At 64.3% G+C, this 17761-nt stretch carries 16 protein-coding genes; 11 read left to right on the top strand and 5 right to left on the bottom strand.

The genetic code is table 11. The features are described from left to right. Positions 1–6: 6 nt before the first annotated feature. From flhA to flgA, 5 genes are all read right to left on the bottom strand, one after another. On the bottom strand, positions 7–2109 hold the full coding sequence (gene flhA, locus NCR37_RS13055; RefSeq protein ID WP_250473338.1) for a flagellar biosynthesis protein FlhA: 2103 nt from the start codon (positions 2107–2109) through the stop codon (positions 7–9). Next, positions 2106–3314, bottom strand: coding sequence for a flagellar biosynthesis protein FlhB (gene flhB, locus NCR37_RS13050; protein ID WP_250473422.1), 1209 nt, complete (start codon positions 3312–3314; stop codon positions 2106–2108). The genes flhA and flhB overlap by 4 nt, the downstream gene beginning before the upstream one ends. 191 nt (positions 3315–3505) lie before the next feature. Further along, complete coding sequence (locus NCR37_RS13045) at positions 3506–3940, bottom strand: flagella synthesis protein FlgN (protein WP_250473337.1); 435 nt, start codon at positions 3938–3940, stop codon at positions 3506–3508. A gap of 83 nt (positions 3941–4023) precedes the next feature. Then, on the bottom strand, positions 4024–4347 hold the full coding sequence (gene flgM / locus NCR37_RS13040) for a flagellar biosynthesis anti-sigma factor FlgM (RefSeq protein WP_250473421.1): 324 nt from the start codon (positions 4345–4347) through the stop codon (positions 4024–4026). Positions 4348–4527: 180 nt separating this feature from the next. Then, positions 4528–5874, bottom strand: a complete 1347-nt coding sequence (flgA, locus tag NCR37_RS13035) for a flagellar basal body P-ring formation chaperone FlgA (protein WP_250473336.1) — start codon at positions 5872–5874, stop codon at positions 4528–4530. A 290-nt stretch (positions 5875–6164) separates the two neighbouring features. Between flgA and flgB the strand changes: the two genes are divergently transcribed. From flgB to flgK, 11 genes are all read left to right on the top strand, one after another. Then, the gene (flgB, locus tag NCR37_RS13030; RefSeq protein WP_250473335.1) at positions 6165–6653 is read left to right on the top strand and encodes a flagellar basal body rod protein FlgB; all 489 of its coding nucleotides are present in this window, start codon (positions 6165–6167) and stop codon (positions 6651–6653) included. A 7-nt stretch (positions 6654–6660) separates the two neighbouring features. Beyond that, the gene (gene flgC, locus NCR37_RS13025) at positions 6661–7086 is read left to right on the top strand and encodes a flagellar basal body rod protein FlgC (protein WP_035962196.1); all 426 of its coding nucleotides are present in this window, start codon (positions 6661–6663) and stop codon (positions 7084–7086) included. An 11-nt stretch (positions 7087–7097) separates the two neighbouring features. Then, entirely contained in the window at positions 7098–7823 is a 726-nt protein-coding gene (locus NCR37_RS13020) for a flagellar hook assembly protein FlgD (RefSeq protein WP_250473334.1), read from the top strand. A gap of 47 nt (positions 7824–7870) precedes the next feature. Then, complete coding sequence (gene flgE, locus NCR37_RS13015) at positions 7871–9088, top strand: flagellar hook protein FlgE (RefSeq protein WP_250473333.1); 1218 nt, start codon at positions 7871–7873, stop codon at positions 9086–9088. A gap of 47 nt (positions 9089–9135) precedes the next feature. After that, positions 9136–9888, top strand: coding sequence for a flagellar basal-body rod protein FlgF (flgF, locus tag NCR37_RS13010; RefSeq protein WP_244847490.1), 753 nt, complete (start codon positions 9136–9138; stop codon positions 9886–9888). Positions 9889–9919: 31 nt separating this feature from the next. Beyond that, positions 9920–10708 (top strand): flagellar basal-body rod protein FlgG, encoded by a 789-nt coding sequence (flgG, locus tag NCR37_RS13005; protein WP_250473332.1) that lies wholly within the window; start codon positions 9920–9922, stop codon positions 10706–10708. A 76-nt stretch (positions 10709–10784) separates the two neighbouring features. After that, complete coding sequence (locus tag NCR37_RS13000) at positions 10785–11468, top strand: flagellar basal body L-ring protein FlgH (RefSeq protein ID WP_250473331.1); 684 nt, start codon at positions 10785–10787, stop codon at positions 11466–11468. A 2-nt stretch (positions 11469–11470) separates the two neighbouring features. Further along, positions 11471–12598, top strand: a complete 1128-nt coding sequence (locus tag NCR37_RS12995) for a flagellar basal body P-ring protein FlgI (RefSeq protein ID WP_250473330.1) — start codon at positions 11471–11473, stop codon at positions 12596–12598. Between the two features lie 12 nt (positions 12599–12610). Continuing rightward, positions 12611–13669, top strand: coding sequence for a flagellar assembly peptidoglycan hydrolase FlgJ (gene flgJ / locus NCR37_RS12990; protein ID WP_250473329.1), 1059 nt, complete (start codon positions 12611–12613; stop codon positions 13667–13669). Between the two features lie 228 nt (positions 13670–13897). Beyond that, positions 13898–14650: a flagellar brake protein gene (locus tag NCR37_RS12985; protein WP_250473328.1), complete on the top strand. Its 753-nt coding sequence runs from the start codon at positions 13898–13900 to the stop codon at positions 14648–14650. 1162 nt (positions 14651–15812) lie between these two features. Then, complete coding sequence (gene flgK / locus NCR37_RS12980) at positions 15813–17750, top strand: flagellar hook-associated protein FlgK (protein ID WP_250473327.1); 1938 nt, start codon at positions 15813–15815, stop codon at positions 17748–17750. Positions 17751–17761: the final 11 nt, after the last annotated feature.

The raw sequence follows: 17761 nt of genomic DNA, 5'->3' as shown, positions 1-17761 counted from the left end.
GGACGCTCACGCCCCAATCAAATTAACCACCTTCACATTCCGCGTATCCGGCACTTCCGCATAAGACAGCACCTTCAGCTGCGGCAAGCTCCGGCGCAGGAACCGCGCGAGCATCGCGCGCAGCGAATGCTGCACGAGCAGCACCGGCGGCAATCCCAGATTCTGCTGTCGCATGATCGCGTTCTGCGTCGAGTTCATCAGCGTCTGCGCAAGTCCCGGCTCCAGTCCCGGATTCGGCCCCGTCGATAGCGCCTGCGACAGCACGCGCTCCAGCGTCGGATCGAGGCCCATCACCTGCAAATCGTCGGCGCCCGGATACCACTGTTGCGTGATCGCGCGGCCCAGCGCGAGACGCACCGCCGACGTGAGTTCGTACGGATCCGAGATGCGCGGCGCGTGTTCCTGCAACGCGTCGAGAATGGTGCGCATGTCGCGGATCGGCACGCTTTCGTCGAGCAGGTTTTGCAGCACCTTCTGCAGCGTCGTGAGCGAAAGCGTCTTCGGCACGAGGTCTTCCGTGAGCGACGGCGTGTCCTTGCCGATACGCTCCAGGAGCGCCTGCACTTCCTGTCGGCCGAGCAGTTCCGCGGCATGCGTCACGACAAGGTGATTCAAGTGCGTCGCGACCACCGTGCTCGCATCCACCACCGTATAGCCGTAGACCTGCGCCTGTTCGCGCATGTTCGTCTCGATCCACACCGCCGGCAGGCCGAATGCGGGATCGGTCGTCTGCGTGCCCGGCAGCGCCGCCGATACCTGACCGGGATTGATCGCGAGCCACTGGCCGGGGAACGCCTCGCCCACGCCGACTTCCACGCCCTTCAGCGCGATGCGATACCCGTTCGGCCGCAATTCCAGGTTGTCGCGGATATGGATGACCGGTGGCAAGAAGCCGATTTCCTGCGCGAACTTCTTGCGAATGCCCTTGATGCGCTTCAGCAGTTCCCCATCCGCGTTGCGATCCACGAGCGGAATCAGGCGGTAGCCTACTTCGAGCCCGAGCGGATCGATAAGCGCCACGTCTTCCCAGCTCGCCTCCGCGTTCTCGGCCGACGCCGCCACGGCCGATGCGATCGGCGTGACATCCGTGACCGCGCTCGTCTTCTTGCTCGCGGCGCGTTTGTTCATCGTGCGCGCGGCGTAAATCAGCCCGCCGCCCAGCAGCATGAACGCGAAGTGCGGCATGCCCGGAATCAGTCCCATCACGCCGACGATCACGCCGGTGATCATCAAGACGCGCGGGTTCTGAAACAACTGGCCGGTCAGCTGCGTGCCGATGTCCTCTTCGGTCGCGACGCGCGAGACGATCACGCCTGCCGCCGTCGAAATGATGAGCGACGGAATCTGCGCGACGAGGCCATCGCCGATGGTGAGCAGCGTGTAGTTGGTCGCCGCGTGCGCAAAGTCCATGTCGTGCTGAAGCATGCCGACAATCAGACCGCCCACCACGTTGATGACCATGATGAGCAAGCCCGCGATAGCGTCGCCGCGCACGAACTTCGACGCACCGTCCATCGAGCCGTAGAACTCGGCTTCCTGCGCGACGCTCTGGCGGCGCTTTTTCGCCACTTCCTCGTTGATAAGGCCGGCGTTCAGGTCGGCGTCGATCGCCATCTGTTTGCCGGGCATCGCGTCGAGCGTGAAGCGCGCGCCGACTTCCGCAATACGTCCCGCGCCCTTCGTAATGACCATGAAGTTGATGATCATCAGGATCACGAACACGACGATGCCGACCGCGAAGTTTCCGCCGACGAGAAAGTGCCCGAACGACTCGATCACCTGTCCCGCCGCATCCGGGCCGGTGTGGCCTTGCAAGAGCACGATACGCGTCGACGCCACGTTCAGCGACAGGCGCAGCAGCGTGGAGAACAAGAGCACGCTCGGGAACGCCGCGAAGTCGAGCGGCTTTTGCGTGTACATGCTGACGAGCAGCACCATCACCGCCAGCGCAATGTTGAAGGTGAACAGCAGATCCAGCAGAAACGCCGGCAACGGCAAAATCATCATGCCGAGAATCATGCAGATCAGGATCGGGCCGGCGAGCGCCCGAATGTTCTGCGTGCCCAGCGCGTCGGGCCGTTTGGCGAAAAATCCTGCGCGCGCGTTCATGCTGCGGCTCCCTTGTCAGTGTTACCGTCGTTCAGGGCTTCGGTAGCTTCCTGATCGGCGTCGGCGTCGGATACGCCGCCTTTGTCCAGTTCCTTCGGAACTTCGAGATCGGTAGGATCGTCCGGCTTGATGCCGCCGTCTTCCTTGTAGCGCTTCAACTGGTAGACCCACGCCAGCACTTGCGCGACCGCGCCGTAGAGCGCGCCCGGAATCTCGCGGTTGATCTCCACGTTGTGATACAGCGCCCGCGCGAGCGGGGGCGCTTCCAGCAGCGGCACGTTGTTCTCACGGCCCAGTTCGCGAATGCGCGCGGCCACCAGATTCACGCCCTTGGCGACGACGCGCGGCGCGCGCATCTCGCCGTCCGTGTATTTGAGCGCGACGGCGAAGTGCGTCGGGTTCGTGACGATCACGTCGGCGGTCGGAATCGCCTGCATCATGCGGCGGCGGGCGGCTGCACGCTGCTGCGCGCGGATGCGGCCCTTCACGTGCGGATCGCCTTCGTTTTCCTTGTGCTCGCGCTTCACTTCTTCCTTGCTCATGCGCAGCTTTTTCGCGTACGACCACATCTGGTACGGCACGTCGACGGCGGCGACGAGAAACAGTCCGCCGATGGCCATGCCGCAGCACACGACGATGAGGTGCATGGCGTCGGCGAGCGCGAGACCGAGCGGCTTCGTCAGCAGTCCGAGCACTTCGGCCTTGCGGCTCCAGATTTCCCAGCCCGCCACGCCGCCGACGATGAGCGTCTTCAAAATGGACATGCCGAGCTGGATCGGGCCTTGAATCGAAAAGATCTTGCCGAGCCCGCTGATCGGGTTGAGGCGTCCGAAGTTCGGCGCGAGCGGCTTGGTGGTGATGAGCCAGCCGCCGAGCGCCATCGGCGCGGCGAGCGCGGCGAACGCGGTCATCGCGAGCACGGGCAGCACGGCGAGCATGCCTTCCTTGCTGGCGTTGGCCGCGCCGATCATCGTCTGTCGCGTGTCGAGCACGACGTCGTGATTGAACGTGAAGGCGTTGCGCAGAATCGACTGCAAGTGTCCGCTGATGGACCCGGACAGCGCCAGCACGCCGAAAAATCCCGCCGCCAGCAGCGCAAACGACGCGAATTCCCGCGAGCGCGCAATCTGGCCTTCCTCCCGCGCCTTTTCAAGGCGCTTGGGAGTGGCTGATTCGGTTTTTTCGAGATCGCTTTCTTCTGCCACTGCGTGCTCCGCTTCGTGCTTCGTTGCCAACGGCATGAAGCCGCTTTCTGATGCAAACGATTATTGCGGAAGGCGTCGAGTGGCTATCGGGGGATTAAGTCGGGGAAAGGGGGGTTAATCGACGGATAAACGAAAACGGCGCGCGACCTCGTGCAAGGTCGCGCGCCGCGATGAGACGAATCCGGAAGAGATCAAACGCCCGGCACGCGCCCGTCCGGGCCGTAGAACCCGGCCTTCGACGGCGCGACCTGCAAGGCGGCGAGCGCCTTGCGGTTGTACTCCATGCGCGTGCGGATCAGCACGCCGTTGTTGTTGTTGCCCTGTTTCGCGCGTCGCGCGGCGGCGCACAGCAGCTTCCATTGCTCGGCGATGCGGGCATCGCCTTGCGCTGCGGCTTCCATGCCGGCGAATCCGCCCGGAAAACCGAGCGCGTTCAGGTGCGCGTCGCGCTCTTTTTCGAGCCCGCTGATGCGCTCGGTCAGCGCCGTCTTCTGGCCGACGATTTCCGGCAGCGCGGCCAGCGGCTGCGCGGCGATCAGGGCTTTTTCCTCGTGCTCGAGGAGGGCTTCGAAGGCCTGAACGGCGGCGACTTCTTCGGTGACAGTGGCAAGCAGGGCGTCTCTCATTGCAGCTCGCTAAAAACGCGGTTCATAAACGCCGCCCGGCTCGTGTCCACTTCGCGCGCCGGGACGTGCCCGGGCCGTTGCGTTCAGCCGCCGGTCGGCGGGGTTCTCGTTTGCAGCAGGTCGCGCGCGGTGCTCAGAATGCCGTCGGCGATCTTGCTGGTGTCCATCTTCAGGCTGCCGTCGCGAATCGCGGCCTTGATCGATTCGACCTTCGCCGTATCGATGTCCGAGCCGTTCGACGCGCGCAGGTCCGACGACAAGTTCGACAGGCTGACCGTCGACTGGCCGGCGCTGACGCCGTTCGCTTGCACGCTCGGCGCGGCAGTCTTCGCATCGCCTTGCGATGCACGTTGCAGCCCGTCTTGCAGGCCGCTCAAAGAGGTGTTGCTATTCGATTCGATTTTCACGATGTCCATTCCCGAACGTGTTGAGTCCTTTATCGGCGGTGGCTTTGAAAAACTTTACCCTGCCGGGGAAGACGCAACCTGCTCGGTGCCTGGTCATCTGCCGCTCTGCCATGTCCCACAAGGCTTTGCCAGCTTTGCAACAAATTGCAACAGAACGTCTGGTGCCGCACACAAGCCCGTTTACATGCGGACTTCGACCGTCTGACTATCCTTCACGATGCCGGTGATGATCTGTCCGCCGGCCGTCTTCACGCGAACCTGCTGGCCGGGCGCGGCGTTGTTCATGGCGCTGCCATCGGCGGAAATGGAGAAGCCGGTGCCGTCGGTGACCACGTGCACCGTCTGGCCGATCGCCACCGAACTCGCGGCGCGCAGCATGTCCGTGCGCAGCGGCAAGCCGGCCGGCACGCGCGACAACGCCACCGCGCCGACCGCCTGCGACGGATCGGTGACGACGGCTTGCGGCATCGCGGTGAGATCGCCGTCCCGGGCCATGAGATCGGCGCTCGCGAGCACTTCGCCCGGCGCGATGGCGCGCGCGGCGGTGTAGTACGTCGCGTTGATGGAGACGCGCGCCTGCACATACAGCGTCCACGGCCGGTCGCCGACGCAGCGCACGCCCACGGTCACGCGGCCCCAGAGACGCGCGCCCGTCGGCATGAACGGGTCGAGCGCGGAGCAGGGCGCGAGGCCGCGCGGAAAGACCGGCGTCACGGTGATATCTACCTTGCCGGGCAAGCCCGCTGCCTGCTGCTGGAGGAACGCGAGCGCGGCGACGCGGATGGATTCGCCGTCCTGCGCGGTCGCGGCGACTGAAGGCGTCTGCGCGGCTACTGTGGCCGGCGAGAAACTCACGCGTTTCATCGGCGAGGCGGCGGCAACGGCGGCTGAATAATTGGCCGGGCGAATCGGCGATGCAGCGGCGGCCGCGATCGGGCGCGCGCCAGCCGCGCCGGGCGTCGCGTCGTCGCGGGCGACGACGACTGGCATCACGTCACGCGATGCGGACGCGGCAGTAGCGATCGGCCGCGCGCCCGCTGAAGTCGCATCGCCGCGCGTGACGGCGACGGGCGCCTTCGCCGGCGTGGCCGCAGTGGGCTTCGCTTCGCCCGGCCCCGGAACCACGATCAGCCCGCCTGCGTCGTCCATGGCGTCGTCGGCGGCTTCGGCGCGCGCTTCCAGCGCGATCGCGGCGTGGCGCATGGCGGCGTCGGCGGCGCTCGTCGCGGCGCGATAGCCCGATGCCCGCGCCATGTCGGCCACAGGAGCGGGCGTCGGCGCGGGTGCGGCTGCGGCCACGGATTTCGACGAGCCGAGACTTTTCGCCATTTCCGCGACGGCGGCGGGATTCGTCTCCGCGTTGCCCGGAATCGCGATCATGCCGTCGCTCTGCTGCGCGAACGCGCTCGCCGCGAAGCCGAGCATCAGCGACGCGCCCGCCACGCCGCGCGCCGCTGCCCGCGCGCCGCGCTTCATCGCGCTCGCACGCATCGCAACCTTCGACGACTGTCTGGCGGACCTGCTCATCACTGCTCTCCTCGCCGCCGCGTAGCTAGCGACTGCGTACCTGAAGGGATCGGGCCGCGCGCTGCGGCCACTGCGTGCGGTCGCGGCCATGAAAACGCCGCTTCCCACTCTCGACGCAGATTCTAGATACGCCGGGCCGCGCTCAAGCCTCGAATAGAGGCCGCGTTTCCCGGTTATTCATCGGATTAGTTATTGCGCGCGGCTCCTAAGATGCGTGTCATGCAAAAACCCCCCAGCGATTGGGCGGGGACAGGCGACAACCATCCCGGATGGGACCGGAGAAGAAACGAATGCTAGACAGACTCGACAAGGAACTCGCGTTCGGCCGTGAGGCGCTCGATGTGCGCGCTTACCGGCAGGAACTGCTGTCGTCGAATATCGCGAACGCCGACACCCCCGGCTACAAGGCGCGCGATGTCGATTTCTCGACCGCGCTCGCCGGGGCGCTGAAGAAAGACGGCGCGTCCGCCACGGCCTCGAACACGGCGACGCTCAGGATGGCGCAGCCGGTCTCGGTGAGCACGAGCGGCTCGTTGGCCGTGACCGCGAAGGGCCACATGTCCGGCACCTCGACGCTTACCGCGTCCGGCGGCTCGACTGACGACTACGGCCGCCTCGCGTATCGCGTGCCGAGCCAGCCTTCGCTCGACGGCAACACCGTCGATCTCGACGCCGAACGCGTGCAGTTCGCGGACAACGCGCTGCATTTCGAAGCCGGAATGACCGTGATGACCTCGCAGATCAAGTCGATGTTGTCCGCCATCACGTCCAACAGTTAAGAAAGCCATGCCTTCATTGATGAACATTTTCAGCGTCGCCGGTTCGGCGATGTCTGCTCAGGCGCAGCGCCTGAACGTGACCGCGTCGAATCTCGCGAACGCGGACAGCACGACCGGTCCGGACGGCCAGCCGTACAAGGCGAAGCAGGTCGTCTTCGCCGTCGATCCGCTCGGCGGCGCGAAAAGCGGCTCCGGCCAGCAAGTCGGCGGCGTGCAGGTGACGGGCGTCATCGACGATCCGAGCCCGATGAAAACCAGCTACGACCCGAGCAACCCGGCGGCCAACGCGGACGGCTATGTGACGCTGCCCAACGTCGATCCGGTGCAGGAAATGGTCAACATGATTTCCGCGTCGCGTTCCTACCAGGCGAACGTCGAGACGCTCAATACCGCCAAGCAATTGATGCTCAAGACTCTGACCATCGGAACCTGAGGAATCCAACCGTGACGACGAACACCACCATCGGCAGCAACGGCACCACGGTGTCGCAGACGCTGCTGGACACCATGAACGGCACGAAGAGCGCGTCCAGCTCGTCGAGCAGCACCAGCAGCACGGGCGGCACGTCCGCTTCGGATCTGCAGAACACGTTCCTCACGCTGCTCGTGACGCAGTTGAAGAATCAGGACCCGACGAATCCTGCCGACAGCTCGCAGATGACCTCGCAGCTCGCGCAGATCAACACGGTCACGGGCATCGGTCAGCTGAACACGTCGCTCAGCTCGCTCGCGACGCAGCTTTCCGCGGGCCAGTCCACGCAGGCCGCCATGCTGATCGGCTCGAACGTGCTCGCGCCGGGAAGCAGCATGACGGTGTCGAGCGGCGCGTCTTCGACGTTCGGCGTGCAGCTCGCCAACGACGTGAGCGACCTGCAGATCGTCGTAAAGGACAAGTCCGGCAACATCGTCAACACGCTGGACCTCGGCGCGCAAGGCTCGGGCGTCGTGCCGGTATCGGGCTGGAAGCCGGTCGACTCGAAGGGCGCCACGCTCGCCGACGGCAGCTACACGATCACCGCGCAAGGCACGATCAACGGCCAGCAGGCGACCGCGACGACGCTGTCGGCCTCGCAGGTGCAGAGCGTCGTGCAAATGACGGGCGGCACGCCGGGCCTGAAGCTGTCCAACGGTTCGACCGTCGCGCTGTCGAGCGTCGCTTCGATTCTTTGATTCCACTTTCCTTTGACGCCGGGATGCGCCCGGCGAAGAGATAAACCATGAGCTACCAACAAGCACTGAGCGGCCTCGGCGCCGCGTCGAGCGACCTCGACGTGATCGGCAACAACATCGCGAACGCGAACACCGTCGGCTTCAAGCAGGGCGCCGCGCAGTTCGCGGACATGTACGCCAGTTCCATGGCGACGGCCGTGTCGAACCAGATCGGCATCGGCACGCGCCTCGCGGAAGTCCAGCAGCAGTTCTCGCAAGGCACGATCACGACGACCAACCAGGCGCTCGACGTCGCGATCAACGGCAACGGCTTCTATCAGCTGTCGAACAACGGCGCGACCGTGTATTCGCGCAACGGCGTCTTCCATCTGGACGACAGCGGCAAGATCGTCAACTCGGCGGGCCTGCAACTGATGGGCTACGCGGCCGATTCGGGCGGCGTCGTCAACGGCGCGAGCACGGTGCCGCTCTCCGTCCCGACCGCGAACATCGCGCCCACGGCGACCAAGACCATTACCGCCGCGTTCAACCTGAACTCGCAGGACAGCAACAACGCGGCGAGCAGCTTCGATCCGGCCAACGGCAACACGTACAACGCATCGACTTCGGTGGACGTGTACGACACGCTCGGCGGCACGCAGAAGGTGTCCGTCTACTTCACGAAGACCGGCACCGGCTCGTGGGAAGCGTTCGCGGGCTACGGCGACCCGGTCTCGCAGAAAACCGACCTGGGCGCGGTGACGTTCGATTCGTCGGGCAACCTGACGAGCGGCTCGAAGTTCACGTTCACCATTCCGAACGGCGCGGACCCCTCCGGCGCGACGACGCAATCGTTGACGCTCGATCTCTCCGGCACCACGCAATACGGCGCGAAGAGCGGCCTCACGAACCTGCATCAGGACGGCAACAGCACGGGCGAACTGACGGGCTTCACCGTCGGCACCGACGGCATGCTGACCGGCAATTACTCGAACGGCGAAACGAAGGCGCTCGGGCAAATCGCGGTTGCCAACTTCAACAACCAGAACGGCCTGCAGAACCTCGGCGGCAACGTGTACGCGCAAACGGCGGCTTCGGGCGCGCCGCAAGTGGGCGTGCCGGGCTCGACGAACCACGGCACGCTGCAAGGCGGCGCGGTGGAAAACTCCAACGTCGATCTGACGAGCGAGCTCGTGAATCTGATCACCGCGCAGCGCAACTATCAGGCGAACGCGCAGACGATCAAGACGCAGCAGACCGTCGACCAGACGCTGATCAATCTGTAATCACCGTCCGCACGCAATAGACGCATCAGGAAAGAAGGAAGCGATTCATGGACCGTCTGATCTACACCGCGATGACCGGCGCAAGCCAGTCGCTGGAACAGCAAGCTGTCGTGGCGAACAACCTGGCGAACGCATCGACCACGGGTTTCAAGGCGCAACTCGCGGCGTTCCGTCAGGTGCCGATGTCGTTCGAGAACCAGTCCGCCGACGGCACGACGCGCACTTTCGTGCTCTCGTCGACGCCGACGGCGGATTACTCGGCCGGCCCGATCCAGCAGACCGGCAATCCGCTCGATGTCGCCGTGCAAGGGCCGGGCTGGCTCTCCGTGCAGACGGCGGACGGCGGCGAGGCGTACACGCGCGCCGGCAATCTGCACGTCGACCAGAACGGCCAGCTCGTCACCGCGAACAACCTGCCGGTGCTCGGCAACGGCGGCCCGCTGTCGGTGCCGCCGGGCGCGGAAGTGACCATCGGCAAGGACGGCACGGTGTCCGCGCTGATTCCGGGCGATCCGCCGACCGCCATTGCGACGGTGGATCAACTGAAGCTCGTCAATCCGGACCCGTCGACGCTCTCGCGCGGCGACGACGGTCTTTATCGCACCGCGTCGGGCGATCCCGCCGATGCGGACCCGAATGTGGTCGTGGCCGGCGGCGCGCTCGAAGGCAGCAACGTGAACCCGGTCTCCGCGATGGTCTCGATGATCACCAACGCGCGCCAGTTCCAGATGCAGACGAAGCTCATGGAATCGGCGGACCAGAACGAACAATCGGCTAACAAGCTGCTCAACTTCTCCTAAGCGGCCTGCAAGACACTAGGACAACACAGACATGAATCGCTCTCTCTATATCGCCGCGACCGGCATGAATGCGCAGCAGGCGCAGATGGACGTCATCTCGAACAACCTCGCCAACGTGGGCACCAACGGCTTCAAGGGCTCGCGCGCAGTGTTCGAAGACCTGCTGTATCAGACCACGCGCCAGCCGGGTGCCAACTCGACGCAGCAAACCGAGCTCGCCTCGGGCGTGCAGCTCGGCACGGGCGTCCAGCAAGTCGCAACGGAACGCCTCTACACGCAGGGCAACCTGCAACAGACGGGCAACTCGAAGGACGTGGCCATCAACGGTCAGGGCTTCTTTCAGGTGACGATGCCCGACGGCACCACGGCGTACACGCGCGACGGCTCGTTCCAGACCAACGCGCAGGGCCAGCTCGTCACGTCGAGCGGCTATCAGCTGAACCCGGCGATCACCATTCCGAGCAACGCGACGTCGATCACCATCGGCTCGGACGGCACCGTGTCCATCACGCAGCCGAACTCGACGGCCGCGACGAACGTCGGCTCCGTTCAGCTCGCCACGTTCATCAACCCGGCCGGTCTCGAAGCGCGCGGCGAGAACCTCTTCTCCGAGACGGGCAGCTCCGGCGCGCCGAACGTGTCGCAGCCGGGCCTGAACGGCGCGGGCACGCTGCAACAGGGCTATGTGGAAGCGTCGAACGTGAACGTGGTGCAGGAACTGGTCAACATGATCCAGACGCAGCGCGCGTACGAGATCAACAGCAAGGCCGTGACCACGTCCGACCAGATGTTGCAAACGCTTTCTCAGATGCAGGTTTAACCCTCTTTTCAACGGATGAAAACGCAAGGGATGGCGTCACACTAACGCTTCATTCAGCTTCATACGAGTCACCAAGATGTCGCCCACTCAAATCTTCAAGCGTGCAGCGGTTGCCGCACTCGTCGCCGCGCTCGGCGCATGCGGCCTCGTGCCGAAGGAGCCGATCGTCCAGCAGCCGATGACCGCGCGTCCGCCGCAGCCGCCCGGCGGCACGCGCTCGCCCGGCGCGATCTACAACGCGGGCTACGCGGGCCGGCCGCTCTTCGAAGACCAGCGTCCGCGCAATGTGGGCGACATCCTGACCATCGTGATCTCGGAAAACGTGAACGCGACGAAGTCGTCGGCGGCGAACACCAATCGCGGCGGCTCCGGCTCGTTCTCCGTGCCGACGACGCCCGGCATCTTCGGCGGGCTCTTCAACAACACGAACCTGTCCGCGACCGGCGCGAACAAGTTCACGGCGGCGGGCGGCGCGAGCGCGGCCAACACCTTCAGCGGCACGCTCACCGTCACCGTCACCGAAGTGCTGCCCAACGGCAACCTGATGGTGAGCGGCGAAAAACAGATGCTCATCAACCAGGGCAACGAATTCGTGCGCTTCTCGGGCGTCGTCAATCCGACGACCATCTCGGGCAGCAACACCGTGTACTCCACGCAGATCGCCGACGCGAAGATCGAATATTCCGCGAAAGGCTATATCGACGAAGCCGAGAACATGGGCTGGCTGCAACGCTTCTTCCTCAACGTGGCGCCGTTCTGATCATGACTCCGCTTCTCCGTTTCGTTTCGTTCTCGCTCGCGGCCGCGCTCGTGGCCCTGACCTCCGCGCAGCACGCGCACGCCGAGCGCCTGAAAGACCTCGTCTCGTTCCAGGGCGTGCGCGATAACCCGCTGATCGGCTACGGTCTCGTCGTGGGTCTCGACGGCACCGGCGACCAGACCATGCAGACGCCGTTCACCACGCAGAGCTTGACGAACATGCTCGGCAACCTCGGCATCACGGTGAACTCGGCGACGACGCAGAACATGCAGCTGAAGAACGTCGCCGCCGTGATGGTGACCGCGACGCTGCCGCCTTTCGCGCGTCCCGGCGAAGCGATCGACGTCACGGTGTCGTCGCTCGGCAATGCGAAGAGCCTGCGCGGCGGCACGCTGCTCATGTCGCCGCTCAAGGGCGCGGACGGCCAGGTGTACGCGATGGCGCAGGGCAACCTCGTCGTCGGCGGCGCGGGCGCGAGCGCGAATGGCAGCAAAGTGCAGGTGAACCAGCTCGCAGTGGGCCGCATTTCCGCGGGCGCCATCGTCGAGCGCGCGGTGCCGACGGCGTTGCAGCAGCAAGGCGGCGTCATGCAGATGGAACTGCGCGAGATGGACTTCGACACGACGCAGCGCATCGTCGCGGCGGTGAACAACCAGTTCGGCATGGGCACGGCGCTCGCGCTCGACGGCCGGACGATTCAGCTGCACGCGCCGCAAGACGCAAGCGAGCAGGTGCAGTTCATGGCGCAGTTGCAGAACATCGACGTGCGTCCGGCGCAGGCCGCCGCGAAGGTGATTCTGAACGCGCGCACCGGCTCCATCGTGATGAATCAGATGGTCACGTTGCAGAACTGCGCGGTCGCGCACGGCAATCTCTCGGTCATCATCAATACGCAGACGGCGGTGAGCCAGCCGAACGCGCTCTCGAACGGGCAGACGGTGGCGGCGAAGCAGTCGCAGATTCAATTGAAGCAGGACAGCGGCGCGCTCAAGATGCTTTCGGCCGGCGCGAATCTCGCCGATGTCGTGAAGGCGCTCAACGCGCTCGGCGCGACGCCCGCGGACCTGATTTCGATTCTCCAGTCGATGAAGGCGGCAGGCGCGCTGCGCGCCGACCTCGAAATCATCTAAGGAGCCCGGCACATGAACTCGAACCTGACGAGCGGCATCGCCAACTCCGCGCTGGCATCGACCGATACGAGCGGTGGCCTCGCTAACCTTTCGAACCGCTTCGCGCTCGACACGCAGGGCTTCGACGCGCTGCGCGCGCAGGCACAGGCCAATCCGCAGCAGGGCCTGAAGGCGGCCGCGAAGCAGTTCGACGCCGTCTTCACGCAGATGATGCTCAAGAGCATGCGCGATGCGACGCCGTCCGACAGCCCGTTCGATTCCAACGATTCCAAGTCTTTCACCGCGATGCTCGATCAGCAGTTGTCGCAGCAGATGTCCTCGAAGGGCATCGGCGTGGCGGACATGATGCTCAAGCAGTTGATGCGCAACGCAGGCGGCAAGACCGACGCGGGCGGCATGGGCGGAGGCGCCAATGCGATGAACGCGATGAATGCGATGGGCGGGATCTCGGGCGGCGGCGGCGATATCGAATCGAACGCGGGCAACATCGCCGCGATGAACGCGATGGCGAAAGCCTACGCGGCCGCGCAAGCGAACAAGAACGGCGCGTCGCTATCGGAAGGCAAGGGCTATACGGCCGCAAGCGCGCTCGAACCGCCGGCGCACGGCGTGGGCTCCGACAAGGTGAATGCGTTCGTCGAGCGGCTCGCTGCGCCCGCGCAGGCGGCGAGCGCGGCGACGGGCATTCCGGCGCGCTTCATCATCGGCCAGGCGGCGCTGGAATCGGGCTGGGGCAAGCGCGAGATCAAGCACGCGAACGGCGCGACGAGCCACAACATCTTCGGCGTGAAGGCGACGCCCGGCTGGACCGGCAAGACGGTCAATTCCGTCACGACCGAATACGTCAACGGCCAGCCGAAGAAGGTCGTCGAGCGTTTCCGCGCCTACGATTCGTACGAAGATGCGCTCAACGACTACGCGAGCGTCATCAAGAACAATCCGCGCTATGCGCCGGTGATCGAGGCGTCGCGCGACGTGGCGGGCTTCGCGCACGGCATGCAGAAGGCCGGCTACGCGACCGATCCGCACTACGCGAAGAAGCTGATTTCGATCATGCGACAGATCGCCTGACGACGCGCCGGCGTGGTGCATCGCGCAAGCGCGCGGGGACCTTGTGTCCAGCAAACGTTTTACGTCGGATGGGACGGCGCACCACACAAGAAAGTTGCGAGCGCCCCTAAACTTTCCAGGAGGCATGCCGCTAACCCGAAGACGACAGTGCCGGATCGATATCGGTCCGGCGAGCCGCGCGGCGTGGGCCGCAGGCGATGCGCGGGCAAAATGGACACGGCTAGCACCATGAATAGTTATCAGAAACACGACGTCGCCGAGGAAGACAGCGACCACGAAGTGGATTTCGGACGCCGCAACCCGCTGGAAATCGGCGTGGCGCTGCGCAATCTGGCCAATCGCGGCGATTTCCTGACCGCGCAATACGGCGACGCGCAGATCGTCACACGACTCCTCGATGTCGATGTGACGTCGCACCGCTTCACGTTCGACTGGGGCGGCGTTGCGGAGCAGAACCGCGACGTGCTGCAAGCGCCGAAGCTGATTTTCCACGCGGCGCCGGATGGCGTGCGCGTCGAGTTCACGACGGCCACGCCGCGCGAGACGTCGTTCGACGGCCGTCCGGCTTTCGAGGCGGAATTTCCGTCGGTGCTGTATTACATGCAGCGCCGCGAATATTTCCGCGTGGAAGCGCCGGTGCTGGACCCGTACATTTGCAGCGGCTCGCTGCCGGGCGGCGACCGGTTCCGTTTCGAGGTGCATGATCTGTCCTTGGGCGGCGTGGCGTTGCGCACGACCGACGAGCGCGTGGCCGACATGGAACTGGGCGTCGAAATTCAGGATGCCGAACTGCACTTCACCGCGACGGGCAAGGTGACGCTCGATATGAAGCTGGTGTCGCATCGCGAGTCGACTACGCTCAAGGGCGACCGCCGGTTCACGCTCGGATTCAAGTTCACTTCGATGCCGGGGTCGGCGGAGAATACGCTGCAGCGGCTCATTACTCAGCTCGAGATGAAGCGGCGGGCATTAGCACGGTAGCTTTTTTGCGGTTTGCTTGGAACCGCAAGTTGGACCGCTTTTTCTGGTCTTTGTTGCTTTTTGCTGTCTATCGAGGCTTGGGCTTTCTCTTCGTGACACTTGTATTCGTGTCGGTCTATTAGCGTTGCCCCTCCCCGGGGCGGGGGTTACTTTCTTTGCTGCTGCAAAGAAAGTAACCAAAGAAAGCAGCTTTTTTCTTGGCCCGCAGCAGCAAGAGCGTGGTCACTCCGCAGAAAAGCATTGGCCCTCAGCTTGAATCAACCCTGAATCACCCTCCACGCCCACTGTCGGCCACGTCCTCCGAGCCCCTTGGCTCGATAAAACCAGTGGGGCGCTTCTTGCCACTCCCATATCCACACATCTTCGGCTTAGACACGGGCGGCCGGGCCGGACCGAGCCAAGCCCGCGAGGGCGGGCGCCACGACGCGCGGCGCCTGTGCCCGCGCCCGTCGCTAATGACGATGCTTTCCTTGCACATCCAGTTGCACGTCGTTGATTGATTTGGCTTGAATTGGCTCGGCTACGCTCTGCTTGGCTTGGCTTGGCTTGGCTTGGCTTGGCTTGGCTTGGCTCGGCTTGGCTCGGGCTTGGGCTTGGGCTTGGGCTTGGCTTGGACTTGCCATGTGTCTACTTCGGGGCAGAGCCGCTGTGTCCTGTTGGTTTTGTCGAGCCCAGGGGCTCGGAGGACGTGGTGCTCAGTGGGCGTGGAGGGTGATTCAGGGTTGATTCAAGCTGAGTGCCAATGCTTTTCTGCGGAGTGACCACGCTCGTGTTGCTGCGGGCCAAGAAAAGCTGCTTTCTTTGGTTACTTTCTTTGCAGCAGCAAAGAAAGTGACCCCCGCCCCGGGGAGGGGCAACGCAAATAGACCGACGCGAATACAAGTGTCACGAACGAACGAACGAACGAAAGAAAGAAAGAAAGAACAAAAGAACGAGCCGCCGCAGCGAAGAAAGAACCGCAAGACCAAACGCGCGAATTAGCCCAAGAACGCCCCGTACATCGCCGCATAGGAAGCACAAACATCGAAGCAAAATGCAAGAACCCAAACAACGCCCGCCGCAGGCGAAACCTAAAGAGCGTCAAAAGGAAACCATTAAATTTCCCCGGCGAACAGCCGATATAACGTGCAATCAAGCGGCAGCGCCAGAAAAGGATTCGTGCATGTCCAACAACATCATCAACATCGGCCTGTCGGGCCTGAACGCGGCCCAGTGGGGCCTGACGACGACCGGCCAGAACATCAGCAACGCCGCAACGCCCGGCTATACGCTGGAGAAGGTCGCGTATCAGGAAGCGTCCGGTCAAAGCACCGGCTCAGGCTATCTCGGCAACGGCGTGCAGACGGTCACCGTCACGCGACAGTACAGCCAGTACCTGACGACGCAAGTCAACAACACGCAGTCGTCCAGCAGCGCGGCGAACACCTATTACACGATGCTCTCGCAGCTCAACAACCTCGTCGGCGATCCGACGTCGGGCATCGCCGCGGGCATCAGCAACTACTTCTCCGGCTTGCAGTCGGTGGCGAACTCGCCGAGCAGCACGGCCTCGCGCCAGTCGCTCGTCAGCAGCGCGCAGACGCTCGCCGACCAGATGACCTCGGCCGGCGAGCAATACGACCAGCTTCGCCAGAGCGTCAACACGCAACTGTCGAGCGCCGTCTCGTCGATCAATAACTACGCGCAGCAAATCGCCGATCTCAACAAGCAGATCAACGGCGCGAGCGCGTCGGGCCAGCAGCCCAATCAGTTGCTCGATCAACGCGATCAGGCCGTCACGAACCTCAGTTCGATGATCGGCGTGCAAGTCGTGCAGCAGGACGGCAACTACAACGTGTTCATCGGCAACGGGCAGCCGCTCGTCGTCGGCAATACGCAGTACGGGCTGCAAACGGTGGCGTCGCCTTCCGATCCCAGCGAGCTGACCGTCGCGTTCAAGCGCACGGATGGCACGCCGCAGACCGCCGCGAACACGCCGTACATCGACAATTCCGCGCTGACGGGCGGTGTCGTGGGCGGCCTGATCGACTTCCGCACCCAGACGCTCGATCCCGCGCAGGCGCAACTCGGCGCCATCGCGACGAGCTTCGCCTCGCAACTGAATAGCCAGAACGCGCTGGGCCTCGACCTCAGCGGCAAGGCCGGCGGCGCGCTCTTTTCGACCGGCGCGCCCGGCGTGTATTCCGACGCGCGCAACAAGGGCAACGGCAGTGTGGCAGTCTCGTTCGCCGACGCGTCGCAGCCTTCCACGGGCGACTACACCCTGACGTATAACGGTACGGATTACGAAGTGACGGATCCGGCGTCGGGTAAATCGCTCGGCAGCATTACGCCGCCCGCCAACAGCGGCACATTCGACGGCCTCAACATCACCGTGTCCGGCACGATGCAGAAGGGCGACTCCTTCAGCATTCAGCCGACGCGCGGCGCGCTGGACAACTTCGCGCTGACGACGAAGAGCCCCACCGCGATCGCGGCGGCATCGCCGGCGGTGAGCTCGGCATCGACTTCGAATACGGGCACCGGCTCGATCACGTCGGCGACGGTAACGGCGGGCTACAGCATGCCGTCGAACATCTCGCTCACGTACGACAAGGCCGCAGGCGGCTTCACGTCGAACGTCGATGTGACCGTGAACGGCACCGCGTACACCGCGAACTCGACGATTCCGTACGACGCCTCGAAGGGACTCACGGTCACGTCCAACGGCGTGAGCGCGACATTGAGCGGCGCTCCGGCCGACAAGGACGTGTTCAATATCGCCGCGAACAAGGGCGGCACGAGCGACGGCAGCAACGCGCTCGCGATGGCGAACCTCGTCTCGGCGAAGTCGCTCAACGGCGGCACCGACACGCTCACGGGTTCGTACGCGAGCTACGTGAACGACATCGGCAACCAGACCAATCAGCTCAAGGCGACGAGTTCGTCGCAGACCGCGCTGCTCAATCAGGCGACATCGGCACAGCAGTCCGTGCAAGGGGTGAACCTGAACGAGGAAGCGGCCAACCTTATCCAGTATCAGCAGCTCTATCAGGCGAACAGCAAGGTGATTCAGACCGCGTCGTCGCTGTTCCAGACGCTGCTCGGCATCTTCAACTGAGGCAACTCGCG

This window comes from Caballeronia sp. GAFFF1, from assembly GCF_023630705.1.
In the GTDB taxonomy this organism is placed as follows: Bacteria; Pseudomonadota; Gammaproteobacteria; order Burkholderiales; family Burkholderiaceae; genus Caballeronia.
Note: the sequence above shows the minus strand (reverse complement) of the source record. Positions and strands in the feature narration are given on the sequence as shown.

Bases quoted from the DNA above. Each gene is read 5' to 3' on its own strand.
- flhA (WP_250473338.1), bottom strand. From the start codon at position 2,109: ATGAACGCGCGCGCAGGATTTTTCGCCAAACGGCCCGACGCGCTGGGC.
- NCR37_RS13045 (WP_250473337.1), bottom strand. From the start codon at position 3,940: ATGAGAGACGCCCTGCTTGCCACTGTCACCGAAGAAGTCGCCGCCGTT.
- flgA (WP_250473336.1), bottom strand. From the start codon at position 5,874: ATGAGCAGGTCCGCCAGACAGTCGTCGAAGGTTGCGATGCGTGCGAGC.
- flgB (WP_250473335.1), top strand. From the start codon at position 6,165: ATGCTAGACAGACTCGACAAGGAACTCGCGTTCGGCCGTGAGGCGCTC.
- flgC (WP_035962196.1), top strand. From the start codon at position 6,661: ATGCCTTCATTGATGAACATTTTCAGCGTCGCCGGTTCGGCGATGTCT.
- flgE (WP_250473333.1), top strand. From the start codon at position 7,871: ATGAGCTACCAACAAGCACTGAGCGGCCTCGGCGCCGCGTCGAGCGAC.
- flgF (WP_244847490.1), top strand. From the start codon at position 9,136: ATGGACCGTCTGATCTACACCGCGATGACCGGCGCAAGCCAGTCGCTG.
- flgG (WP_250473332.1), top strand. From the start codon at position 9,920: ATGAATCGCTCTCTCTATATCGCCGCGACCGGCATGAATGCGCAGCAG.
- NCR37_RS13000 (WP_250473331.1), top strand. From the start codon at position 10,785: ATGTCGCCCACTCAAATCTTCAAGCGTGCAGCGGTTGCCGCACTCGTC.
- NCR37_RS12995 (WP_250473330.1), top strand. From the start codon at position 11,471: ATGACTCCGCTTCTCCGTTTCGTTTCGTTCTCGCTCGCGGCCGCGCTC.
- flgJ (WP_250473329.1), top strand. From the start codon at position 12,611: ATGAACTCGAACCTGACGAGCGGCATCGCCAACTCCGCGCTGGCATCG.
- NCR37_RS12985 (WP_250473328.1), top strand. From the start codon at position 13,898: ATGAATAGTTATCAGAAACACGACGTCGCCGAGGAAGACAGCGACCAC.
- flgK (WP_250473327.1), top strand. From the start codon at position 15,813: ATGTCCAACAACATCATCAACATCGGCCTGTCGGGCCTGAACGCGGCC.